This is a genomic window from Marinobacter sp. 1-4A, assembly GCF_016597725.1.
Lineage (GTDB): Bacteria > Pseudomonadota > Gammaproteobacteria > Pseudomonadales > Oleiphilaceae > Marinobacter.
The window spans coordinates 31,622-53,929 of the sequence record NZ_VCGY01000009.1 but is presented as its reverse complement, the minus strand read 5'-3'; the positions used below and the strand labels follow the sequence as shown (position 1 = coordinate 53,929).

The window sequence follows — 22,308 nt, the reverse complement described above, 5'->3', positions numbered from 1 at the left end:
GTCACTGACAACGGAGAATTGGCTACATGCTGGCAGACATACTGATTACGATCCTGCTGATCGTGTCCACGTTTTACATGACCATAATACTGTTGCGTTTTTTGCTGCAATTGGCCCGGGCAGACTTTTACAACCCGATTTCCCAGTTCGCGGTCAAAGCAACAAACCCTCTATTAAGGCCTTTACGACGGGTTATTCCCGGCTGGGGTGGAATTGACGGTGCCGCTCTGGTGCTTGCAGTTATTATTCAAGCCATCACCTTCTTTTTGATTCTCGTAGCCTTAAACGGCGGCATTCCTTCGTTCAATCCGCTCACCCTGCTGGTATGGGCTGTACTGAACGTTCTGGACTTGATCGTAAAGATCTACTTCTGGTCTGTTATCGCAGTGGTCGTGGTTAGCTGGATTGCTCCCGGTAGCGGACACCCGGCGATTCAGCTGGTCGCGCAGATTACGGAGCCGGTGATGCGCCCGGTGCGCAAATTGATGCCGTCCATGGGAGGGTTAGACCTGTCACCCATTATCGTTTTCCTTATTTTGAATGTTATTTCCGTTGTGATTGAGCACATGAAAGTGGCTGTTGGCCTTGGCGCTATTGGGCTAGGAATGTAAATCAGGTCTCAATTAGACAATTTGTAACAGTTTTCCACAAAAAGCCGGAACAAGAGGCCGCAAAAAAATCGGGAACGGGTTAGTATTAACAGTAATTAATTCGTCCGTCGTGCGAATCCCGGGCTAATTGCCCGGGAAATGCCGGAAGTCGTGCAAAAGGAAAACCCGATGAGTCTTCAGGGAAACTTGACCCAGCAGGTAGAGGCCTACCACAACTGGAAAAAAGAGCTGATTCGCCAAATCGGTCGTTACCGGCTGTGGCTTCAGGATAACAATCTATTCTCTGACGACATAAGTGCGCGCATCCGCCACGGGCTTGAGCTTCTTATCGAAGATGAGCTCACCATTGCGTTTGTCGGTGAATATTCCCGTGGCAAAACGGAACTCATCAACGCTTTATTCTTCTCTGATTTCGGCCAGCGCATGCTGCCTTCTCAGGCTGGGCGCACAACCATGTGCCCCACGGAACTGTTTTTTGACCGCAGTGCCAACGAAAACTACCTCCTATTGCTCCCCATCGAAACCCGTACCGGAGATTTGTCGCTGCAGGAGCTACGCAAACAACCGCAACGCTGGGTAAAGCACGAGCTGGACGAGCGCGACCCTGAAGTCATGCGCGAGGTTTTGGGTGAAGTCGCACGGGTGAAAAGTGTTTCCCCGGCAGAAGCCCGTGCTCTGGGCTTTGATCAAAACATGCTGGAGCATGACCGTAATAACCCCAGTCAGGTTCTAATCCCGGCTTGGCGTAATGCCCAGATTAGCATTCGCCATCCACTTTTTGAGCGCGGCCTGAGAATTCTCGATACGCCGGGGTTGAATGCTCTCGGTTCCGAGCCTGAGCTGACCATCAGCATGTTGCCACAGGCCCATGCCATTATTTTTGTGCTTAGTGCGGACACTGGCGTTACAGCCAGCGATATGACTATTTGGAAAGACTATATCGATATTGAGCACGCCGACCACCGCGCAGGCCGATTTGCGGTACTGAACAAAATTGACGTGCTTTGGGGTGACCTACAAGGCGAAAAGCATACGAACGAAGCCATTGAGCGAGTGCGAGGCTATACCGCTGACCACCTTGGCATTCGCCAACAAGATGTTATCCCGCTGTCTGCCAAACAAGGGCTGGTAGCAAGAGTTCGAAAAGATCAGGACCTGTTCGCCCGATCCAACATCGGCAATCTTGAACAGCTGATTATTCAGCGCATTCTGATGCACAAAGAGCAGTTGATCACCCAAAGCCTGATCAACGATCTACTCGGCATGCTGCAGAACAGTCAGGCGGCCATGCAAACCCGGCTGGAATCTCTTGAAGAAGAGTTTAGCGCCTGCTCCGGCAGCACCATGGACAAAGCAGCGCTTACCCGATTGGCAGACCGCTCCCAAAAAGACTACGACTTCTACTACAAAAAGCTGATTACACTGCGCTCAAGTCGCAGACTGATGGATTCGCAGGGCGAAATACTGAAAAAGCTGGTGGATGAAGCGAGATTTGAGGCTCATGCCGAAGAAATTCGCAAAAACATGACGAAAAGCTGGACGACATCGGGCATGAACAGTGCCATGGAACAGTTTTTCGAGTTGCTTGAGAGTGATTTCACCAACCTGCTCAGTGAGGGGCGTCTTGCCGAAAAAATGGTGGGAGCCATTTATCGACGTTACAACGAAGATACCCGCGCCCGGCACCTTGAGCCTATTCCGCTGCGTGCCGGCCGTCATGTAATCGCCGTAAGGGAGTTGCGCAAAAAAGCCCGACGTTTCCGCGCCAACCCTAAAAACCTGCTTACCGAGCAGTCTGTGCTGGTTCAACGCTTTTTCAATGTGATGGTTAGCGAAGCCAGAACCCTGCACACCCGCGTGCGTCAGGATGTAGAGCGCTGGCCCTCTGAAGCGCTTCTACCCATCATGCAGTATTCCATGGAACAGAAGCAGCTGCTGGAGCACCAGATTCGGCGCCTCCGAGATATGGTAAGAAATGATCGCGACAGCCGTGTCGAGCGTGAGCGACTGGCCAACAGCATCTCTGACCTGCGCCGACAACTGGAACTGGCGGATGCTATGCAAAGACAAATCCGCAAGCCGGCTCCGACCATGATTCAGCAAAAAGTGGTCAATATCTCCGGTGTAATCTAGCCGCCCGTTAAGCCATCATACAGCCTGTCGGTTGCAGCTATGATAGCCCGCCTTTAAACTGCTTTGCTGGTATAGGCTTTTTGCCCTGACCAGCCAAGCTGTTACCAACGGATCGAACCAGGAACCTGTCGCGCCGATGCCCGATTCCCTGCCTGTGGATTCTGTCGGGGTAGTCACCCCGCAGACGTATCATTTTGAAACACCCATCGAACTCGCGTGTGGACAAGCACTTGAGCGCTATGATTTGGTGGTTGAAACCTATGGCGAACTCAACACTGATCGCAGCAACGCCGTACTCATCTGTCACGCGCTGAGTGGTCATCATCACGCAGCCGGTTACCATTCCATGGACGACCGAAAGCCAGGCTGGTGGGACACATGCATCGGCCCTGGCAAGCCTGTTGATACAAATCGTTTTTTCGTGGTTTGTCTTAACAATCTGGGAGGTTGTCACGGCAGCACTGGCCCCAGCTCAACCAACCCTGCCACCGGCACACCATACGGCCCGGACTTTCCTGTAGTGACGGTTAGCGACTGGGTAAAAAGTCAGGCGCTGCTGGCAGATCGCCTCGGCATCGAATGCTGGGCTGCCGTTGTGGGTGGATCTCTAGGCGGGATGCAGGCCTTACAGTGGAGCCTGGACTACCCGGAACGCCTGAGGCACTCGGTCGCCATAGCCTCCAGCCCCCGGCTAACGGCTCAGAACATCGCCTTCAATGAAGTGGCACGACAGGCCATCACCTCCGACCGGGAGTTCCACGATGGCCGATACTATGATTTTGATACCCTACCCCGTCGCGGCCTCATGCTGGCGCGAATGGTCGGCCATATCACCTATCTTTCAGACGCATCCATGGGTGAGAAGTTTGGCCGGGAACTAAGGGATCAAGCCTACAAGTTTGGTTACGATGCTGAGTTCCAAGTTGAAAGCTACCTGCGCTACCAAGGCGAGCGTTTCTCTGAAGTTTTCGATGCCAATACTTACCTGCTGATGACACGTGCACTGGACTATTTCGACCCGGCTTATGAATTTGGCGGCGATCTCTCCAAGGCCCTTGCCAAAGCCAGTTGCGAGTTTTTGGTACTGTCGTTCAGCACGGACTGGCGCTTTACACCAGCCCGCTCTGAGGAGATGGTGAACGCCATGATCGCAGCGCGCAGAAAAGTGAGCTATGCGGAAATTGATGCGCCTTGGGGGCACGATGCGTTTCTGATTCCCACCCCGCGGTATACTGATATCTTTACCGCATACATGGACCGTGTTGCCAGAGAGGTGGGCGCATGAGGGCGGATCTTGAAATCATCCAGCAGTGGGTAAAACCGGGGCATCATGTGCTCGACCTTGGCTGCGGCGACGGCACTCTCCTCGATTTTCTCAAGCGTGAGCGCAATGCCAGCGGGTTTGGTTTGGAAATTAATCCCGACCACATAACCACCTGCATGAATCGCGGGGTCTCGGTGATCGAGCAGAATCTCGATACTCAAGGACTGGACAACTTTGAAGACAACAGCTTCGACATTGTGCTGATGACACAAGCGCTGCAGGCGGTACGTCGGCCAGACAAAGTGCTCGACGAAATGCTGAGGCTCGGGGCAGAAGGCATAGTTACCTTCCCCAACTTCGCACACTGGCGCTTGCGTTGGGGCCTCGCGCTTAGCGGCCGCATGCCCGAATCTGACTCCTTGCCGTATAAATGGTACAACACGCCCAATATAAGGCTGTGTACCTTTAAGGATTTCGAAGCTTTGTGCCGACAAAAAGGTATTCGCATCAAAAGCCGTCGTGTCGTAGACGGTCAGCACCAAAATAATTGGCTGGCCCGCCTCTGGCCAAACCTATTGGGCGAGATCGCAATCTATCGCATCACTCGGGAGAACACGTAATGATGAACAAAGCCCTAAACAACCTGTTTGTAATGGCTGCAGCTGCCTTGTTTGCTGTCCTAGCAAGCCTTCCTGCCCATGCTGGCTCCGAGGACTTCGGTGACTATCAGGTACAATGGAGCGTATTCCCCAGCACATTCTTGACCGCCGACATTGCAAAAGCCAATAACCTCCAGCGCAGCAAAGGCATTGGCATCGTCAATATTTCCGTGATGCAAGAAGATGAAAACGGCGTGATAAAGCCTGTAGCGGGTCAAGTGGAAGGTCAGGTTTCCAACGACATACAGCAGGTGAAATTTCTAGCCTTTCGCAGAATACAGGAAGGCGATTCCGTCTACTTTATTGCGCAATACCAATACGCGTCTGGTGAACTGATGACCTTCAATGTTACGGCTCGCCCTACCGGGCACCGGGAAGAACTGCCGGTTCGGTTCGTCCACACTCTTTTCAGTGACTGAGCGGACTATGCCCGAACAACTTGTTATTGCCAGCAACAACAAAGGCAAAATTAGCGAATTTACCCAACTTCTTGCGCCACTGAACCTTGTTCCTGTGCCGCAAGGCGATCTGGGTGTTGGCGAAGCCGAAGAGCCAGCGGTCACCTTTGTAGAGAATGCCATCCTAAAAGCGCGCCACGCGGCTCGGGAAACCGGCTTGCCAGCATTGGCTGACGACAGCGGTCTGGCCGTCGACGCGCTAAACGGTGCTCCCGGGGTTCGCTCGGCAAGATACGCTGGGGCTGGCGCGTCCGACCTTGATAACCTGAACGCGCTTTTGGAAGCCATGGCAGATGTGCCTGACGGACAACGCAGCGCTCAATTTCACTGTGTGTTGGTGTATCTACGCCACGCCGAGGATCCAACTCCCATTATTTGCCACGGGCGCTGGCCGGGCACAATTCTCCGGGCACCACAAGGCGATGGCGGGTTTGGCTATGATCCAATCTTTCTCTGCCCCGAAAAGAACTGCAGCGCCTCTGAGCTGACCCGAAACGAAAAAAACCAGATCAGCCACCGGGGCCGAGCCTTGGCACTGCTTATGGATCAGCTCAAGGCAGAGGCCTAAACCCTGTGATTAACCGCACACCAGAGCCGGTTAAGCCGCCTCTGAGCTTGTATATCCATGTACCTTGGTGCGTGCGCAAATGTCCGTACTGCGATTTTAATTCCCACGCCCTCGAGAACGACATCCCCGAACCCGCTTATCTGAGCGCTCTGCTCGAAGATATGGATCAGGATCTGGCGCTTGCATCCGGGCGCACCGTTGAAACAGTGTTTATTGGTGGTGGAACCCCGTCACTGATGAGCGGCGACTTTTACCACAAGCTCTTTCGAGGCCTTAGGGAACGGCTAGCGTTTGCAGACGATGCGGAAATCACTCTGGAGGCCAATCCCGGCACTTTGGAAGAAGGCCGATTTGAAGCCTTCCGAAACGCTGGCATCAACCGCTTGTCTATTGGTGTGCAGAGTTTTAATCCAGCCCACTTGAAAGCACTCGGCCGCATTCACGACAGCGCAGCCGCACACAGGGCTATTGAGAGCGCCAAAAAAGCGGGCTTTGATAATTTCAATCTGGATTTAATGCACGGCCTTCCCGGCCAGACCCCCGACCAGGCCCTTGAGGATCTAACGACGGCAATGAGCCACAAACCGCCGCACTTGTCGTGGTACCAGTTGACTCTGGAGCCCAACACTGAGTTTTACAGCAGGCCACCAGACTTGCCAGAAGACGAGTTGCTTTGGGATATTGCCCAGCAAGGTAGCGACTATCTGCACCAACACGGCTTCACTGACTATGAGGTATCTGCGTGGTGCCAAGAGGGCAAGGCCTCAAGACACAACCTTAATTACTGGACGTTTGGAGATTATTTGGCGCTAGGAGCGGGTGGTCATGGAAAAGTCAGCCTTCCTGCTGGCGAAATCAAACGCTACTGGAAAACACGGCAGCCAGAGGCCTACCTCAACCGCATTGGTAGCCGGACCGCCGGTAGCGCTAGTATTGATGCAAAAGAACTCCCTCTGGAGTTCCTAATGAACGTATTACGGCTAAGAAAAGGGGTGGCTGAAAGCCTTTTTTACGAACGCACGGGTTTACCCCTGTCATCCGTTGCGGTACAACTTGAGAGTCTGCGTGACGATAAACTCTTGGTCAGTGACCGCCTCCAGGCAACCGCACTGGGGCAAAGGTTCCTGAACAGCCTGTTGGAGCGTTTTCTGTAATGGACACGGAAAAAGGACTACCGGCTTTTCCCAAAAGCCTGAAAGCCTGCCTCATTGCAACGGTGGTGTTACTGGCAGCGTTGGTGTTGATTAACCAGCCGCTAAAAACGGCAGCAGCGAATCAAGGAATCGTTAGTTTCCAACTGGCGGGAAGCGCAGAGCAATCACTTGCTATCGTACAAAGTTGGAGTAGCGAAGGCTTGTACTGGGCTAAGCTCTCCCTGTGGCTGGATTTCCTGTTTATTCCGGTTTACTGCCTCACCCTGATACTGCTCACCCGGCACTGTACCGTTGACCGGCCCGGCGTTCGTGAGCGCACGGCAGCACGCTGGGTTCGCACGCTGTTTATCGCCGCCGCTGCGGCCGATATAACGGAAAACCTATTGTTGCTGAACAATCTGGAAACGCCCACTGATACCCTAAGCCTTGCGGCCGCCATCAGCGCGCTGGCCAAGTTTACCGCCCTGACACTCGGCATTGCAGGTTTGGTGATTATACGGGCAGCCCGGCGCCATCCACTGGCACCGGGGTGATCATCACAATGGCGTGAAGACGCTTAGTTAGTGCGGTGAAACAATAAATCCCACACTCCGTGGCCAAGATTTTCGCCACGTTTTTCAAACTTGGTAATCGGACGATAATCAGGCCGTGGTGAGTATTCGCCCGGTTGTTGAGTGTTGGCAAACCCTTCAGCCTCGCCCATTACCTCCATCATGTGCTCTGCGTAGTTTTCCCAGTCTGTGGCCAGGTGCAGAATACCCCCTACCCTCAGTTTATGGCGAATACGCTGAACAAACTCTGGCTGCACCAGCCGGCGCTTGTGATGCTTCTTTTTGTGCCAAGGGTCCGGAAAGAAAACCATCACCTGATCCAAGCAGGCATCTGGCAGGCACAAATCAATCACATCGTTCGCATCTATGTTGTACACGCGAACGTTCTCCAGTCCACGCTCCTCAATGTCTTTCAGTAAGGCCCCTACGCCAGGTAGGTGCACTTCCACACCGATAAAATCCTGCTCCGGCGCAGCTTCTGCCATCTCCGCCAGCGAGCGACCCATGCCGAAACCGATCTCAAGGTTAAGCATGGCATCCCGGCCAAACACCTGCCGCGGATCAATCATGCCGTCTTCACGGCTAAGACCAAACTTCGGCCAACTACGCTCAAAGGCTTTTTTCTGGCCCTCGGTCATGCGCCCTTGGCGAAGCACAAAGCTACGAACGCCACGGCGCGTGGTAATGGGCGAATCGCTGTCGCTTTGCTTCGATTGGTTTTCATCACCAAGATCGTGCGGTTCTTTCTGGTCAGTCATCTGCAATCCTTAACCCCGGCCTGCGGGTCTTGTTAACGGAGTTTGCAGACAGTTTACCAGAGTAAAATGAATCAGGCGGATACCACCGAACTCTTACCTGTTTGGCGATCAAACTGTCGGTACCCGAGCGCCTCCATCAAATGCGGCTGTGTAACCACTTCAGACCCATCAAGATCTGCCAGAGTGCGAGCAACGCGCAGTATTCGATGTAGCGCACGGGCTGAAAGCCCTAACTTTTCCATCGCACCAGAAAGCAGCTTTTCGCTGGAGCGCTCAAGGCTGCAGGCTTCCTGTAACTCGCGGCCTGATAAAATGGCATTAACACATCCGCGCCGGGCCTGACGTTCTCTGGCACGCGCTACGCGTTCCCTCACCACTGCGCTGGGTTCACCATCATCACCAGAGCGCATCAACACATCGCCGCTTTGGACCGGCACTTCCACATGCAAATCGAACCTATCCAGCAGCGGGCCAGAAATTTTCGAGCGGTAGCGCATCACCTGCTGGGGCGTGCACTGGCATTCAATGGTTGGGTGCCCGCTGTAACCGCAGGGGCAGGGATTCATAGCCCCGATAACCTGAAATCGTGCTGGAAAAGTGACCTGTCGGGCAGCCCGGCTGATCGAAATTTCGCCAGTTTCCATAGGCTCACGCAGTACTTCTAGAACTCGGCGCTCAAACTCGGGTAGCTCATCAAGAAAAAGTACACCGCGGTGGGCCAGCGAGATCTCGCCTGGCCTTGGGCTACTACCCCCACCTACCAGTGCCACAGCAGAAGCCGTGTGATGGGGAGATCTAAAGGGAGGTTGGCGCCAACCACCTTCTCCTACCCGCAACCCGGCGACCGAATGCACACTGGCCACTTCCATGGCATGGTCGTCACTCAAATCCGGTAAGATCCCCGGTAACCGGCTGGCCAGCATGCTTTTCCCGGTACCTGGAGGGCCGAAAAATAGCAAATTATGAACTCCGGCCGCTGCTACCTCCAATGCGCGCCGAGGCACGCTCTGCCCACGCACGTCTGCAAGATCTGGCACGCCTTTGGTCGCTGCTGGCTTAGGCTTTGTACGAGCCACGGGCACCAGCCGCGCCCGCCTGCAAAGATGCTCACAAACGGCCAATATATGGCCTGCCGCGAGCACATCATCCTGACTCGCCAGCGCTGCCTCTTCCGCATTTTCAGTGGGTACCAGCAGGTGACGCCCCGCGTTGCGTGCAGCCAGCACGGCGGGCAACACGCCTTTTAACGGGCGCAACGCGCCATCGAGGGAGAGTTCGCCAAGGAATTCACAGGAGACAAGGCTTTCCGCAGGGATTTGCCCGGAGGCTGCAAGAATACCCAGGGCAATGGGCAAATCGAATCGACCGCCCTCTTTGGGCAAGTCCGCAGGCGCAAGATTTATGGTTATCCGGCGGGCAGGAAACTCAAAGCCCGCATTCAACAACGCGCTTCGTACCCGTTCACGGCTCTCGCGCACTCCGGTTTCTGCCAAGCCAACAATCGTTAGAGCAGGTAGTCCTCCGGAGAGGTGAACCTCAACGGTAACTTCGGGGGCGGAAACGCCAATACTGGCGCGGGAATGGACAACGGCAAGCATAATAACCTTCCATGGTTTTTGAATGGCTGCGGCAAGCCGAAACACATCGGCAAGCCGGACTCCGGCATCCTGCCGGTGAATGTCTCTGCTTTACTGGGCTTTCGTAGCTTTCTCCAGCTCAGCAACTCTTTTCTCCAATGCTTCTACCTTTTCGCGGGTTTTCATAAGCACCGCTTGTTGGGCATCAAACTCATCGCGGGTTACTAATTCCAGGCGGGACAAAACCGACATAACGGTCGCGCGGGCCTGAGTTTCAAAATCATCCCGGGCCGCTCTGGCCATATCCGGAACAAATTGCCCAAACTGACCTTGTAGCTGTGCGAAAATATCCTGTGGACCTTTCACTCATCACCTCATTGATTAAAATAATGTGCGGTTTCGGCCAAAAGACACGTGCCGTGACCGGTTTGCAGGAGTGTATCACACCGCTAGCCCTGCCATACTAGGCGCGGTGAGCATCATTGTGACCCTCATAGCCTTTCGGTCTGCTCCGATGTGGCTCAAGGGGCTGCATGGCGCCCTATCTTGGTGCACGAACCGGCTCTCCGCTTTATGCAAAGCCAAAGCCGAACCCAACCAAGATATTGATTTTTAGATATTTTTTTGCGTTGGCATACTCGGTGCTATAGCTCTCGTACGCAATCCGCACAATTGACGTGCGAAGCGGCAGCACCCCGAACTCAACAATTGGCCGGTGGGCTCTCATGTTGGGACGGTTTTACCAAGGAGAAAGCAATGAAACTTGTGACAGCGATCATTAAGCCTTTCAAGTTGGATGATGTCCGCGAGGCACTATCCGAGATTGGCGTACAAGGCGTAACCGTCACTGAGGTCAAAGGCTTCGGTCGGCAGAAAGGCCATACAGAACTCTATCGTGGCGCGGAATATGTGGTGGATTTTCTGCCAAAGGTAAAAGTAGAAGTGGCCATTGGCGACAACCTACTGGATCAGGTTATCGAGTCCATTACCAAAGCTGCCAACACCGGCAAGATTGGCGACGGCAAAATTTTTGTAACAGAGCTACAACAAGCCATCCGAATCCGGACGGGCGAGACCGGCGAAGAAGCGGTCTGATTCAGCTCTGATCCATTAACAACCAACGCAAAAAAATCACTCTGAAGTGCCTTGTGCGGAGGGCTTCCTATGGAAAGCAATGTTTTTCACTTGCAATATGCAATAGATACCTTTTATTTTTTGATGTGCGGCGCATTAGTTATGTGGATGGCCGCGGGATTTGCCATGCTCGAATCCGGGCTGGTAAGAGCTAAAAACACCACCGAAATCCTCACCAAAAACGTCGCACTTTATGCCATAGCCTGCACCATGTATTTGGTATGCGGCTACGCCATCATGTACGACGGAACCCTTCTACTAAGTGGCATTGAGCAGACGGATGCTACGGCCGTTCTTGGGGAGTTTGCGGCCCGAGAAGATGGCTTTGAAGGGGGCTCGATCTATTCCGCCGCGTCAGACTTCTTCTTTCAAGTAGTGTTTGTAGCGACAGCCATGTCGATCGTATCCGGCGCTGTTGCTGAACGCATGAAGCTCTGGGCATTCCTCGCCTTCGCCGTCGTAATGACCGGTGTCATCTACCCGCTCGAAGGTTCGTGGACCTGGGGCGGAAAGGATGTCTTTGGGCTGTACAACCTTGGTGATCTTGGTTTCAGCGACTTTGCCGGTTCCGGTATTGTTCACATGGCCGGTGCGGCCGCGGCACTTGCGGGCGTCATTTTGCTCGGAGCCCGGAAAGGCAAATATGGCCCCAACGGCGAAATTCGCGCCATCCCCGGTGCTAACTTGCCTCTAGCGGCACTGGGTACCTTTATCCTTTGGATGGGATGGTTCGGCTTTAACGGCGGATCTGTCCTGAAACTGGGTGATATCGCCAGCGCCAACTCTGTTGCCATGGTGTTCCTCAATACCAACGCGGCAGCCGCCGGCGGTGCTATAGCCGCGCTGATAACTGGCCGTATGCTCTTCGGTAAAGCAGACCTGACCATGCTCCTCAACGGCGCTATCGCGGGCCTTGTGGTTATCACCGCCGAGCCATCTACACCCAGCGCTTTGATTGCAACCGTCTGGGGTGGTTTGGGCGGCATAGCCGTTGTTTTCAGCATTATCTTTCTGGACAAGCTGCGCATCGATGACCCTGTGGGCGCTATCTCGGCTCACGGCGTGTGCGGCTTCCTGGGGTTGATGCTGGTACCGGTCACCAATGACGGCGCAACCTTCAGCGGGCAGTTGATTGGCGCTGCAACCATCTTTGTTTGGGTATTCCTTGCGAGCTTGCTGGTCTGGGGCATTATCAAAGCCGTAATGGGCGTGAGGGTCAGCCAAGAAGAGGAGTACGAGGGCGTGGACCTTTCCGAGTGTGGAATGGAGGCCTATCCGGAGTTTGTAACCGGGAAGTGATACAGGCTTTACCAGCAATCAGAGGGGCGCCAAATGGCGCCCCTTTTTGCTTAACCCTCGCTCGGCCGAACCTCGTCTTCCAATGCATCAATCATAAACTGCGGCATAGCCAAGGCACCGTGATGGGTGCCAACGTTATAGTACCGGGTTACGAAGGGTCGGTTGTTTGCATCGTCTTCACGGAAGTACTTTATTGGGTTGTCTTTGCTGGCCATGGTACAACTCCACCAGCCGGTAGGATAAACAGGCTGAGGGAATGGCAAGGTTTGCACGTGATCGAAGCCAGCTTTGCGCATGTCGCCGTGAATGTCTTTTATGATGGTGTCGGTGTGCAACAGTGGCGATTCGCTCTGCTGCACGATAATTCCGCCCTCACCCAGCGCCAGCATGGCGTCGCGGTAAAAATCCAGCGCGAACAAGCCTTCGGCCGGGCCAACCGGGTCGGTGCTATCAATGATAAGAATGTCGATGCTGCCGGGGTCCACTTCCCGCATCCACTGAATCCCATCTCCAAAGAAGAAGTTGGCCCTTGGGTCGTCGTTGGATTCACACAACTCGGGGAAGTACTCCTCAGACATGCGGGTAACCCGCTCGTCGATTTCAACCTGCCAAGCTTCTTCCACACCGGGATGCTTTAACACTTCTTTCAATGTACCGCAGTCGCCACCGCCAACAATCACAACCTTCTTTGGATTTTTATGGGTGAAGAGCGCAGGGTGCGTCATCATCTCATGGTAGAGGAAGTTGTCTCGGGTGGTCAGCATCACGCAGCCGTCTAACACCATCAAATTGCCGAAGGTTTCGGTTTCGTAGATTTCCAGCTTCTGAAACGGCGTTTGCTCTTCATGCAGTTTCTTTTTCACCTGCAGGGAGAATGCCGTCCCCTGATCCTGAAAAATCTCGGTAAACCAATGGTTGTTCAGCGTTGTCATGGTGCTCTCCTGAGAAGTCTGGGTGCTATGCTCAAAAGGCGTATTGTAGAGGTGCCAAGCAAACAGCCAAAGTCTTTGTTGGCAATTGTTGCGGTTTGCTGCAATCAACACTCTTCAAGCCTTTCAGGTGCCAAGGTCAAGCCCTACAATACCAGCCATTGAGTCGGCCTGCCCGGCCCCAGCTTTTCCAGAAGGACAGCAGCCATGAGCAACCCCAACGCCTCCCCGGCCCACAAGATTTACAACATTACCCAATGGAGCGATGGCTACATTGGCGTTAACCCGGAGGGTGAAGTTGTTATCCGGCCAAACCGTGGCAAGAGCGAGGCAGAGATCAATCTGCCGGAACTTACTCGGTCTCTGGTGGACTCCGGGCTTCAACTGCCTGTGCTAATCCGCTTTACGGACATCCTTCATGACCGGGTAAATAAACTGTGCAACGCGTTTAACAAAGTGGCCGCAGAGCATAGCTATAAAGGGCAATACACGGCTGTCTATCCCATCAAGGTAAACCAACAGCGCCGGGTAGTTGAAGAGTTGATCGCGGCAGAGCCTGCAGCCAGTAATAAGCAAATTGGTTTGGAAGCTGGCAGCAAGCCCGAGCTGATGGCGGTACTCGCTCTGGCCAAGCAATCGGGTTCGGTCATCGTTTGCAACGGTTACAAGGATAGGGAATACATCCGGCTGGCGCTGATTGGCCAAAAGTTAGGCCACAGAGTGTTTATTGTGGTGGAAAAACAGTCTGAGTTGCCGCTTATCCTTGAGGAAGCTAAAAAGCTGGAGGTTTCTCCGCTGATTGGTGTACGAGTTCGTCTTGCCACCATCGGCAAAGGTAACTGGCAGAATACCGGCGGTGAAAAATCCAAGTTTGGGTTGTCGGCCAGTCAGGTTTTGGATGTTGTTAATACCCTACGCAAAGCCAATGCACTGGATACACTTCAGCTTCTGCACTTTCATCTCGGTTCGCAGATCGCCAACATTCGCGATATCCAGACCGGATTGCGGGAATGCGCGCGCTTTTACAGCGAACTGCGCCACATGGGTGCCCCGGTGAATACGGTTGATATCGGTGGCGGCCTTGGCGTTGATTATGAAGGCACGCGCTCCCGTAGCGCCTGCTCGATGAACTACAGCATGCATGAATATGCCTACAACGTCGTGCACGTATTACAAGCTGAGTGTGATCGCTACAAGCTTCCGCACCCAGACCTGATCAGTGAATCCGGCCGAGCACTGACGGCGCACCACTCAGTGTTGGTAACGAATGTGATTGACCACGAAGAGCCGGAAGAGCGCCCCACCAAGCAGCCTATGCAGGATGCTCCAGCCCCGCTACAAGATCTATGGCGCGACTTGGAAAGTCTGGAAGACCCTGAGTCCCCGCGCTCGTTGGCTGAAATCTACCACGATGTGTTGCACGCCATGGCAGATGTACACGGCCAATTTGCCCATGGAACGCTCTCTTTGCAGGAGCGCGCGGATTCAGAGTTACTCTATATTCGCTGCTGCCGTTTACTGCAGAGCCAGCTCGACAAAAACAGCCGGGCTCACCGTGAAATCATTGATGAGCTGAATGAAAAATTGGCCGCCAAGTTGTTCGTCAATTTCTCGCTGTTTCAATCATTGCCTGACGTTTGGGGCATCGACCAAATATTCCCGGTCATGCCCGTAAACGGCCTGAACCGCCCACTGACCCGGCGCGCGGTGATTCAAGATATCACCTGCGATTCAGACGGTCGCATCGACCGTTACGTGGATGGTCAGGGCACGGAAACTACGTTACCACTGCCAGAAGAAGTACCCGGCGAGCCCTTACTGATGGGCTTTTTCATGACCGGGGCCTATCAAGAAATTTTGGGCGACATGCACAACCTGTTTGGTGACACCCATTCGGTGGATGTGCGCCTGAACAACGCCGGAGGCTACGATACCAGCGCTCCTATTATCGGTGACACGGTCGCCCATGTACTCAGGTATGTTAATTTCGAGCCCAAAACTCTACTGCAAGCCTACCGCAACAAATTTACAGCAAGCAGTTTGCCGCAAGACATACAAACAAGCCTTCTGGAAGAGCTGGCCGCTGGGCTTGAGGGTTACACCTACCTCGAAGAATAACCTAGAACTTTCTTTGTTGACCGGCTGATCCGCACTGACAAAGCGCCCGTAAGTAACAGAACTGACAAACCCGGGGCGAGTGCATAGAATGAATAAGGTAACGAATATAAACCATGCGACTGTCAAGGAGCGTCCGGTGACCACACTGGATCAAAAGCCAGCACGAGCCGAGGGCCGAAAGGACCCTTGGAGCCAGTTGTTGGTGAAGGTGGGGAAAGAACAGGATCGCCAAGCCTATCATTCTTTGTTTGAGCACTTCGCGCCGCAACTCAAGTACTACGCCATGGCGAACGGTATGGCCAGCCATGCGGAAGAGTTGGTTCAGGAAGTATTCGTCTCTATCTGGCGCCGGGCCTGCCTGTACGACTGGCAAAAAGCCGCAGCTTCTACTTGGATTTTCACCATTGCACGTAATCAGCGCATCGATATGCTGCGAAAAATGCGTCGCACCAGCGCCGAAATGCCGGTAGAAACCGAAGATTTGTGGCAAATTCCCGGTGAAGACGACAACCAGCCCGTAACCTCACTGCACCGCCTTATGTCTGAGCGCCGAGTGCGGGAATCTCTGAGCCAGTTGCCAGAAGATCAAATTACGGTTATTGCCAAGGTATATATGGAGCAAAAGTCGCACCAGATGGTGGCTGACGAATTAAACATTCCTCTCGGTACAGTGAAGAGCCGGGTACGCCTTGCGCTGAGCAAATTGAAAGTGATTTTGCAGGATCAGAATGTATGACACGGCATCACCCCGATAGCCTGAGCCTGATGGAGTACAGTGCGGGCAACTTGAGCGAGCCTCACGCCCTGTGCATTCGTCTCCATCTCGACAAATGCACCCATTGCCGCAGCCGAGTCGACACGCTCGACAGTCTGGGCGCCGTGATGATGGAGCAGCAGCCAAAAGTCAGCGTTTCCGAGACTATGTTTGACGATATTCTCGCAAAAATAGACAGCACTCCTGCGCCAGAACAACCCGCAAAAGTAGTCCCGAAGATTAGCCTACTGCAAAAACTGCTGGGTGAAGATATCAATAACTTACCCTGGAAACGGCAGCTAGGCGATGTCAGCGTGTTGGATATTACTGAAAAGTTTCCGGGCCAGAAGGAGCAGGTTGTTCTGCAGAAGCTGGGAGCAGGAGGCAAGGCACCGGCCCACACCCATCGCGGAACGGAAACAACCATAGTGTTGCAGGGTGCTTTTGCCGATCAGAAAGGTGTTTTTAACCAGTGGGACTTTGTCGTTCTGACCGACCAAGACGAGCACAAGCCTGTCGCTGTGGGCTGTGAAGACTGCATCACGCTTTCTGTATTAAGCGCCCCGGTCAAGCTGACCGGAACGTTTACCCGCATGCTGAATCCTTTTATACGCTGAGTTTATTTGCCAATTGCTGCCTGTTACCAAGGCAGCGATGACCCATCCCAGCTCACGAAACGGCCATTATCCTCCGGCGTTAGCTTTTCTATAACTGACAGTAGGTTTTCGGCTGTTTCGATAGCACTGTGCACCTGAAGTTGAGCTAGGGACTGCCTGAAAGGTTCGCTCAGCGCTGAATCGGTTGTTCCCGGGTGCAACGCCACGCAAGCAATGGGCTTGCAGCGCCGGGGCAGCTCCACCGACAGGGTGCGCACCAGCATATTTAAAGCCGCTTTCGAACTTCGGTACGCATACCAGCCACCCAAATGATTATCCTCTATGGAACCAACCTTCGCTGATATAGCGACCATACGTTTAAAGTCGCGATGCCTAAACCAAGGCAGAAGTGCCTGAGCCAGCAAAGCAAAACCCGTCGCATTCACCGCAAAAGCTCTGGCCAAACTGCTCGCCTGAAGCTCTTCCAAACGCTTTTCGGGAAATAAGGCTCCATCATGAAGCAGGCCAGCAGCGTATATGAACGCATCTAAGCCGTTTTCAGCCGGAACGAGTTTTTCAAGCGCCTTCACGACGGCTTCTGGCGACCGTTCATCTTCTGCATTCCAGACCAACAGCGTTAACCGACTGTGACTGCGCAGAGGCTCAGATACTACCAATGGGTCGCGACAAAGCCCGATTACTATCGATTTCTCGCCCGATTCCTCATCGCGGGCCAAAAGTGCTGCCGCCAGAGCACCGCCGATGGCACCCGATACCCCAGCCACAAGTATTCGCTTCATATTGCCTCTCCATGTCCGTTTCAACGATATACGAATATTTGCCAAACCAGACCCCATCAACCAGTGAACCACAAAATTAAAACAGTCGTATGAAAAGGCACTGACATCAATTACAGGCTACGGCTCCCAAGCCGCAGCCTGCTGTTACGTCCAGAGACGGCCCCGATAAGGGCCAATTAGATCCATCAGCTATCAAGGCCACTTTGAGGCCGTTTAAGGAGAGTGTTCATGCAATACCAAGCTCCAGCAAATGATCTTCGCTTTCTGTTGTTTGATGTATTGGGTGTCGATCGGCTTCACGAACTGGAAACGTACGCCGATGCCACACCGGATCTAATTTCTGCAGTCATAGATGAAGCGGGAAAACTGGCGGCGGAAGTCATTCAGCCAACCAACCAAAATGGCGATCGTGAAGGCTGCCACTACAACCCGGACACTCACGAAGTGAAAACGCCGGAGGGCTTCAAAGAGGCTTACAAGAAGTTTGTTGAAGGCGGCTGGACAGCGTTGGACGCGCCCTTGGAATTCAGCGGGCAAGGCCTACCCCATACGTTGAAGTTTGTCGTGGACGAAATGGTGTGCTCCACCAACCTGTCGCTTGGCATGTACCCGGGGCTTACCCACGGTGCAATCAGCGCGCTGTATGCCCACGGTTCTGATGAGCTTAAACAAGCGTATTTGGAAAAACTCGTTTCCGGTGAGTGGACCGGCACCATGTGCCTCACTGAACCCCAGTGTGGTACAGATTTGGGCATGATCCGCACCCGCGCCACACCAAATGACGACGGCAGCTACGCCATTGAAGGCACAAAGATCTGGATTACCGGCGGTGAGCACGACCTGACCGACAACATTGTGCATCTGGTACTGGCTAAACTACCCGGCGCGCCAGACACCACTAAAGGTATTTCCCTGTTTATCGTACCCAAGTTCCTGCCGGAATCCGGTGAGCGCAACCCCGCGTTCTGCGGCGGCTTAGAGCACAAAATGGGCATCAAGGGTTCTGCCACCTGCGTTATGAACTTCGAAGGTGCTAAAGGCTGGCTGGTCGGTGAGGCCAACGACGGTATGCGTTCCATGTTCACCATGATGAACGAAGCCCGCTTGATGGTTGGCATGCAAGGCCTAGGACTTGCCGAGATGGCTTATCAGGAGAGTCTTGCGTTTGCCAAGGAGCGCCTGCAAAGCCGCTCCTTGAGCGGCCCGAAGAACCCGAATGGCCCCGCCGATCCCATCATTGTGCACCCGGATGTACGCCGCATGCTGATGCGCCAGAAGGTTCTGAACGAAGGCATGCGCGCCCTCGCATTATTCACCGGGCATCAACTGGACCTTTCAGTCGCCCATCCGGACGCGTCCGCGCGTGAATCGGCCGATGACTTGGTACAGCTACTCACACCCGTGGTTAAAGCATTCCTGACCGATGAAGGTGCCAACAATGCCAACACCGGCCTGCAGGTACTTGGCGGCTCTGGCTTCACCACTGACTGGCCCCTGGAACAGCTGGTTCGGGATGGCCGTATCGCCCGCATCTACGAAGGCACAAACGGCATTCAAGCAATGGACTTGGTAGGCAGAAAACTGAGCCTGAAAGGTGGACAGCTTGTGCGCACTCTCTTTGGCGTGCTTTCCGGCTACCTGAAAGACAACCCGGAAGCGCCCCATCGAGAAGAGCTCAAAGGCGCCATGGGTGCGCTGGAGAAAGCCACCATGTGGTTGGCAACCAACGCCCCGAAAGACCCGGAACAGGCAGGCGCTGCCGCTACACCCTACCTGCGCCTGATGGCACTGACGGTTGTCGGTTATATGTGGTCGCGCATGGCCAACGTCGCCAGCCGGCAGCTGGCTAGCGGAGAAGGCAACACGCCTCTGCTCGAAAGCAAACTTGTGTCTGCCCGCTTCTATTTTGAAAAGCTGCTACCGGAAATCCATTGGCTGCTGAGCGACATCGAAAGCGGAAAGGACAGTATGATGGATATGGGAGATGACCACTGGGCTGCCTGAGCCTTAACAGAAACGGCCTTAAAACCGGGTACGGCTCCGCAACACCTTAGCCCGTACCCGGGCAATGCCTTGAAAGCCGCGCATTGCGTGGCTTTTTTGCAGGTATTTTCTGTCTGATCCGGCACTAGGGTATAATCGCGCCTTTGATTTTCTCCGGTCCTGTGTCCGGAGCCAAACGGAGATTCCATGAACGCCGACGATTATGCCTTCCGCTTTGGCGGCATAGAACGGCTGTATGGGCGCCGCGCCCTGCATGCTTTTCGCGATGCTCATATTGCTGTCATCGGTCTTGGTGGCGTTGGTTCATGGGCTGCGGAAGCGCTGGCTCGTAGCGGCATTGGCACCATTACACTGATTGATATGGACGATATTTGCGTGTCCAACACCAACCGCCAGCTGCATGCTCTGGAAGGCCAGTACGGGCGCACAAAAACCGATGCCATGGCAGATCGACTCAAAGCCATAAATCCCCATGCAGATATCCGGATTCATTTCGGTTTTCTCACGCTGAAAAATCTCACAGAGCTGATCACACCGGATATAACAGCTGTGGTTGATGCCATCGATAGCGTAAAACCAAAAGCGGCCCTAATTGCTCACTGCCAACGGGCAAAGATCCCCATCGTATGCGCTGGAGGTGCCGGCGGCCAAATGGACCCCACCAAAATTCTGGTAGCGGATCTTAGCAAAACCACCCAAGATCCCTTATTAGCCAAGGTGCGCAACCTTCTGCGCAGGGAATACGGGTTCTCGCGTAATCCCAAGCGACGCTTCGGCATTGAGGCCATATACTCAACAGAGCAGCTCACGTACCCTGCCGAAGATGGCGAAGTTTGCCTGCAAAAGCCCGCAACCGCTGGCCCCTCGCGGCTTGATTGCGCATCAGGCTTTGGCGCCGCCTGCCCGGTGACGGCCAGCTTTGGACTGTTCGCAGCTTCTCGGCTGTTAAATCGCATTGCAAAACGCACCAACCAATAACCACACGAGTACGAAACGTTTATGCCAGCCAGCACAGTCCTGATTCTTGCCAGCATTGGTGTCCTCTCATTGTCATTTCAGTGGCTTGCCTGGCGCATGCGTGTGCCCGCGATTCTATTTCTACTGGCAGGCGGCATATTGGTGGGCCCGGTACTGGGCTTTCTAAAACCGGACGAGGTCTTCGGCGACTTGCTGTTTCCGCTGGTGTCCCTGGCCGTTGCGGTCATTCTGTTTGAAGGTAGCCTGACGCTGCGCTTTGACGAGATTCGCGGGCACAGCAAAATGGCCCGCAACCTGATACCCATCGGCTCCATTGTGACCGGCATTATCGGCACTTTGGCGGCTCGCTGGGTTTTGGATATCTCTTGGGCGGTGGCCCTGCTCTTCGGCGCTATCTCCATAGTCACAGGCCCCACGGTTATCGCCCCCCTACTGCGTTCTGTGCGCCCAAGCGCAAAACTGGCCAACATTCTGCGCTGGGAAGGCATCATTATAGACCCGGTAGGCGCCTTGTTGGCCGTATTGGTGTTTGAGGGCATTGTGTCTTGGGGGCAAGGCAATGTGTTCGGCCACTCTCTATACATTTTTGGCAAAACCCTGCTGATCGGCTTTGTTACCGGCGCCGTGGCCGGTTATTTGAACGGTTTGGTGCTACGCAAGCACCTTATGCCGCAGTACTTGCACAACGCCGCGACACTCACCTTCATGCTGGGTGTTTATGCCCTATCCAATGAAATGGCCCACGAATCCGGTCTGCTTACCGTAACGGTTATGGGCATTTGGATGGCCAACATGAAGCAGGTATCTGTCGACAGCATTCTTGAATTCAAGGAGTCCCTAAGCGTACTGCTGATTTCAGCGCTGTTTATAATTCTGGCTGCGCGAGTGGAATTCGCTGCTATTGCAGATTTGGGCTGGGGCTTAGCCGTAGTGCTGGTGGTTTTGATGTTGGTCGCCCGGCCGCTAAGCGTATTTCTATCAGCCATAGGCACAGACCTAAACTGGCGGGAGAAAGTGTTTTTAAGCTGGATAGCCCCCAGAGGCATTGTTGCAGCGGCGGTTTCCGCACTCTTTGCTTTTCAACTCCAGAATCTGGGTTACGAAAGTGCTACTGCCCTTGTGCCCATGGTGTTTGTTCTCATTATTGCGACGGTGACCCTGCAAAGCCTAACCGCACGGCCTATTGCCCGATTACTAAAAGTCACCGAACCGGCGGAGTATGGCTTCCTGATTCTGGGTGCGAATCCCGTTGCCCGCATGATTGCACAGGCGCTCAAGAAGCATGAAGTACCCGTTGCCTTAACGGACACCAACTGGGAAAACGTGCGCCAAGCGCGAATGGACAACTTGAAAGTGTATTTCGGCAACCCGGTTTCCGAGCACGCATCAACCCACCTTGACCTGACAGGGATCGGTAACCTGCTGGTTATCTCCCCATACAAACACATGAACTCGCTGGCGACTTACCACTTTTTGGATTGGTTCGGCGACACCAGTGTATTTAGTCTTTCAGAAGGCGATCAAGATCAAAAAGCACGGCACCAAACGGCCGGAAAAATACAGATGACCCGAGGCCTTTTTGACGGCGTAAGCTATGCCAAACTCGCCAGCCTGGCCAGTCAGGGGTACTCGATAAAAACCACCCAGCTCAGCGAAGAGTATGGATACAGCGACTTTCTGGAGAAATACCAAGGTCAAGCTCTGGTGCTGTTTGTGTTTGACAGCAAGAGCCGAATCAACCCGGTACGCAGCATGGACGACCTGAAACCGGATGACGACTGGATACTGATCAGTCTGGTGCCACCCCAGAACCGTAAAGAGCGAAAAAACAAGGAAAGTAATGGGGAGGGGGCAGAGCCATCAGCCATGGGTAAAGAGCCTTCAGCTATGGGTAAGGAACCCTCAGCCACAGGCGAAGGCCCACCCCCCGAAAGCTCGTCCCCAAGAAGTTAAAAACCGAGGG

General features: G+C 53.9%; 21 protein-coding genes. 16 read left to right on the top strand and 5 right to left on the bottom strand.

Annotated features, from left to right (window positions below; translation table 11 throughout):
• Nucleotides 1-26: 26 nt before the first annotated feature.
• From FE845_RS16190 to FE845_RS16155, 8 genes are all read left to right on the top strand, one after another.
• Complete coding sequence (locus FE845_RS16190) at nucleotides 27-611, top strand: YggT family protein (protein ID WP_200366956.1); 585 nt, start codon at nucleotides 27-29, stop codon at nucleotides 609-611.
• A gap of 168 nt (nucleotides 612-779) precedes the next feature.
• Nucleotides 780-2,744 carry a dynamin family protein gene (locus FE845_RS16185; RefSeq protein ID WP_200366954.1) on the top strand — a complete coding sequence of 655 codons (1,965 nt, stop codon included), beginning with the start codon at nucleotides 780-782 and terminating at the stop codon, nucleotides 2,742-2,744.
• Nucleotides 2,745-2,880: 136 nt separating this feature from the next.
• The gene (metX, locus tag FE845_RS16180) at nucleotides 2,881-4,029 is read left to right on the top strand and encodes a homoserine O-succinyltransferase MetX (protein ID WP_200366952.1); all 1,149 of its coding nucleotides are present in this window, start codon (nucleotides 2,881-2,883) and stop codon (nucleotides 4,027-4,029) included.
• Complete coding sequence (metW, locus tag FE845_RS16175; protein ID WP_200366950.1) at nucleotides 4,026-4,628, top strand: methionine biosynthesis protein MetW; 603 nt, start codon at nucleotides 4,026-4,028, stop codon at nucleotides 4,626-4,628. The genes metX and metW overlap by 4 nt, the downstream gene beginning before the upstream one ends.
• A gap of 2 nt (nucleotides 4,629-4,630) precedes the next feature.
• Nucleotides 4,631-5,086, top strand: coding sequence for a DUF4426 domain-containing protein (locus tag FE845_RS16170; protein ID WP_200367128.1), 456 nt, complete (start codon nucleotides 4,631-4,633; stop codon nucleotides 5,084-5,086).
• 7 nt (nucleotides 5,087-5,093) lie between these two features.
• Nucleotides 5,094-5,693: an RdgB/HAM1 family non-canonical purine NTP pyrophosphatase gene (rdgB, locus tag FE845_RS16165; RefSeq protein WP_200366947.1), complete on the top strand. Its 600-nt coding sequence runs from the start codon at nucleotides 5,094-5,096 to the stop codon at nucleotides 5,691-5,693.
• Between the two features lie 5 nt (nucleotides 5,694-5,698).
• Nucleotides 5,699-6,847 (top strand): radical SAM family heme chaperone HemW, encoded by a 1,149-nt coding sequence (gene hemW / locus FE845_RS16160; RefSeq protein WP_320159700.1) that lies wholly within the window; start codon nucleotides 5,699-5,701, stop codon nucleotides 6,845-6,847.
• Nucleotides 6,847-7,380, top strand: a complete 534-nt coding sequence (locus FE845_RS16155) for a hypothetical protein (RefSeq protein ID WP_200366945.1) — start codon at nucleotides 6,847-6,849, stop codon at nucleotides 7,378-7,380. Before hemW ends, FE845_RS16155 begins: the two co-directional genes overlap by 1 nt.
• Nucleotides 7,381-7,403: 23 nt before the next feature.
• On the opposite strand, the gene trmB is transcribed toward FE845_RS16155, so the two are convergent.
• From trmB to FE845_RS16140, 3 genes are all read right to left on the bottom strand, one after another.
• The gene (gene trmB, locus FE845_RS16150) at nucleotides 7,404-8,156 is read right to left on the bottom strand and encodes a tRNA (guanosine(46)-N7)-methyltransferase TrmB (RefSeq protein WP_200366943.1); all 753 of its coding nucleotides are present in this window, start codon (nucleotides 8,154-8,156) and stop codon (nucleotides 7,404-7,406) included.
• A gap of 71 nt (nucleotides 8,157-8,227) precedes the next feature.
• Complete coding sequence (locus FE845_RS16145; protein ID WP_200366941.1) at nucleotides 8,228-9,754, bottom strand: YifB family Mg chelatase-like AAA ATPase; 1,527 nt, start codon at nucleotides 9,752-9,754, stop codon at nucleotides 8,228-8,230.
• Nucleotides 9,755-9,844: 90 nt separating this feature from the next.
• Nucleotides 9,845-10,099, bottom strand: coding sequence for an accessory factor UbiK family protein (locus tag FE845_RS16140; RefSeq protein WP_200366939.1), 255 nt, complete (start codon nucleotides 10,097-10,099; stop codon nucleotides 9,845-9,847).
• A 390-nt stretch (nucleotides 10,100-10,489) separates the two neighbouring features.
• Here FE845_RS16140 and glnK point away from each other — a divergent pair, with 390 nt between their 5' ends.
• Both glnK and FE845_RS16130 read left to right on the top strand, forming a co-directional pair.
• Complete coding sequence (gene glnK / locus FE845_RS16135) at nucleotides 10,490-10,828, top strand: P-II family nitrogen regulator (RefSeq protein ID WP_071264623.1); 339 nt, start codon at nucleotides 10,490-10,492, stop codon at nucleotides 10,826-10,828.
• Nucleotides 10,829-10,897: 69 nt separating this feature from the next.
• Nucleotides 10,898-12,166: an ammonium transporter gene (locus tag FE845_RS16130; RefSeq protein ID WP_200366937.1), complete on the top strand. Its 1,269-nt coding sequence runs from the start codon at nucleotides 10,898-10,900 to the stop codon at nucleotides 12,164-12,166.
• Nucleotides 12,167-12,216: 50 nt separating this feature from the next.
• Here the strand turns inward: FE845_RS16130 and speE are convergent, their stop codons facing one another.
• Nucleotides 12,217-13,098: a polyamine aminopropyltransferase gene (speE, locus tag FE845_RS16125; RefSeq protein ID WP_200366935.1), complete on the bottom strand. Its 882-nt coding sequence runs from the start codon at nucleotides 13,096-13,098 to the stop codon at nucleotides 12,217-12,219.
• A gap of 204 nt (nucleotides 13,099-13,302) precedes the next feature.
• Between speE and speA the strand changes: the two genes are divergently transcribed.
• The 3 genes from speA (at nucleotide 13,303) to FE845_RS16110 (ending at nucleotide 16,584) form a co-directional block, all read left to right on the top strand.
• Complete coding sequence (gene speA, locus FE845_RS16120) at nucleotides 13,303-15,213, top strand: biosynthetic arginine decarboxylase (protein ID WP_200366932.1); 1,911 nt, start codon at nucleotides 13,303-13,305, stop codon at nucleotides 15,211-15,213.
• 136 nt (nucleotides 15,214-15,349) lie between these two features.
• Nucleotides 15,350-15,949, top strand: a complete 600-nt coding sequence (locus FE845_RS16115) for a sigma-70 family RNA polymerase sigma factor (RefSeq protein ID WP_200366930.1) — start codon at nucleotides 15,350-15,352, stop codon at nucleotides 15,947-15,949.
• On the top strand, nucleotides 15,946-16,584 hold the full coding sequence (locus tag FE845_RS16110; RefSeq protein ID WP_200366928.1) for a ChrR family anti-sigma-E factor: 639 nt from the start codon (nucleotides 15,946-15,948) through the stop codon (nucleotides 16,582-16,584). The genes FE845_RS16115 and FE845_RS16110 overlap by 4 nt, the downstream gene beginning before the upstream one ends.
• 23 nt (nucleotides 16,585-16,607) lie before the next feature.
• Here FE845_RS16110 and FE845_RS16105 read toward each other — a convergent pair whose 3' ends face one another.
• The gene (locus FE845_RS16105; RefSeq protein WP_200366926.1) at nucleotides 16,608-17,363 is read right to left on the bottom strand and encodes an SDR family NAD(P)-dependent oxidoreductase; all 756 of its coding nucleotides are present in this window, start codon (nucleotides 17,361-17,363) and stop codon (nucleotides 16,608-16,610) included.
• Between the two features lie 228 nt (nucleotides 17,364-17,591).
• Between FE845_RS16105 and FE845_RS16100 the strand changes: the two genes are divergently transcribed.
• The 3 genes from FE845_RS16100 (at nucleotide 17,592) to FE845_RS16090 (ending at nucleotide 22,298) form a co-directional block, all read left to right on the top strand.
• Nucleotides 17,592-19,367: an acyl-CoA dehydrogenase C-terminal domain-containing protein gene (locus tag FE845_RS16100; RefSeq protein WP_200366924.1), complete on the top strand. Its 1,776-nt coding sequence runs from the start codon at nucleotides 17,592-17,594 to the stop codon at nucleotides 19,365-19,367.
• A 186-nt stretch (nucleotides 19,368-19,553) separates the two neighbouring features.
• Nucleotides 19,554-20,345, top strand: a complete 792-nt coding sequence (gene tcdA, locus FE845_RS16095; RefSeq protein WP_200366922.1) for a tRNA cyclic N6-threonylcarbamoyladenosine(37) synthase TcdA — start codon at nucleotides 19,554-19,556, stop codon at nucleotides 20,343-20,345.
• Between the two features lie 21 nt (nucleotides 20,346-20,366).
• Entirely contained in the window at nucleotides 20,367-22,298 is a 1,932-nt protein-coding gene (locus FE845_RS16090) for a cation:proton antiporter (RefSeq protein ID WP_200366919.1), read from the top strand.
• The last annotated feature ends 10 nt before the right edge of the window (nucleotides 22,299-22,308 follow it).

Coding starts and splice junctions, on each gene's coding strand:
- FE845_RS16170 (WP_200367128.1), top strand. CDS start 4,631: ATGAACAAAGCCCTAAACAACCTGTTTGTAATGGCTGCAGCTGCCTTG.
- tcdA (WP_200366922.1), top strand. CDS start 19,554: ATGAACGCCGACGATTATGCCTTCCGCTTTGGCGGCATAGAACGGCTG.
- speA (WP_200366932.1), top strand. CDS start 13,303: ATGAGCAACCCCAACGCCTCCCCGGCCCACAAGATTTACAACATTACC.
- FE845_RS16100 (WP_200366924.1), top strand. CDS start 17,592: ATGCAATACCAAGCTCCAGCAAATGATCTTCGCTTTCTGTTGTTTGAT.
- FE845_RS16105 (WP_200366926.1), bottom strand. CDS start 17,363: ATGAAGCGAATACTTGTGGCTGGGGTATCGGGTGCCATCGGCGGTGCT.
- metX (WP_200366952.1), top strand. CDS start 2,881: ATGCCCGATTCCCTGCCTGTGGATTCTGTCGGGGTAGTCACCCCGCAG.
- FE845_RS16145 (WP_200366941.1), bottom strand. CDS start 9,754: ATGCTTGCCGTTGTCCATTCCCGCGCCAGTATTGGCGTTTCCGCCCCC.
- FE845_RS16155 (WP_200366945.1), top strand. CDS start 6,847: ATGGACACGGAAAAAGGACTACCGGCTTTTCCCAAAAGCCTGAAAGCC.
- FE845_RS16090 (WP_200366919.1), top strand. CDS start 20,367: ATGCCAGCCAGCACAGTCCTGATTCTTGCCAGCATTGGTGTCCTCTCA.
- FE845_RS16110 (WP_200366928.1), top strand. CDS start 15,946: ATGACACGGCATCACCCCGATAGCCTGAGCCTGATGGAGTACAGTGCG.
- FE845_RS16185 (WP_200366954.1), top strand. CDS start 780: ATGAGTCTTCAGGGAAACTTGACCCAGCAGGTAGAGGCCTACCACAAC.
- speE (WP_200366935.1), bottom strand. CDS start 13,098: ATGACAACGCTGAACAACCATTGGTTTACCGAGATTTTTCAGGATCAG.
- trmB (WP_200366943.1), bottom strand. CDS start 8,156: ATGACTGACCAGAAAGAACCGCACGATCTTGGTGATGAAAACCAATCG.
- glnK (WP_071264623.1), top strand. CDS start 10,490: ATGAAACTTGTGACAGCGATCATTAAGCCTTTCAAGTTGGATGATGTC.
- rdgB (WP_200366947.1), top strand. CDS start 5,094: ATGCCCGAACAACTTGTTATTGCCAGCAACAACAAAGGCAAAATTAGC.
- FE845_RS16130 (WP_200366937.1), top strand. CDS start 10,898: ATGGAAAGCAATGTTTTTCACTTGCAATATGCAATAGATACCTTTTAT.
- metW (WP_200366950.1), top strand. CDS start 4,026: ATGAGGGCGGATCTTGAAATCATCCAGCAGTGGGTAAAACCGGGGCAT.
- FE845_RS16190 (WP_200366956.1), top strand. CDS start 27: ATGCTGGCAGACATACTGATTACGATCCTGCTGATCGTGTCCACGTTT.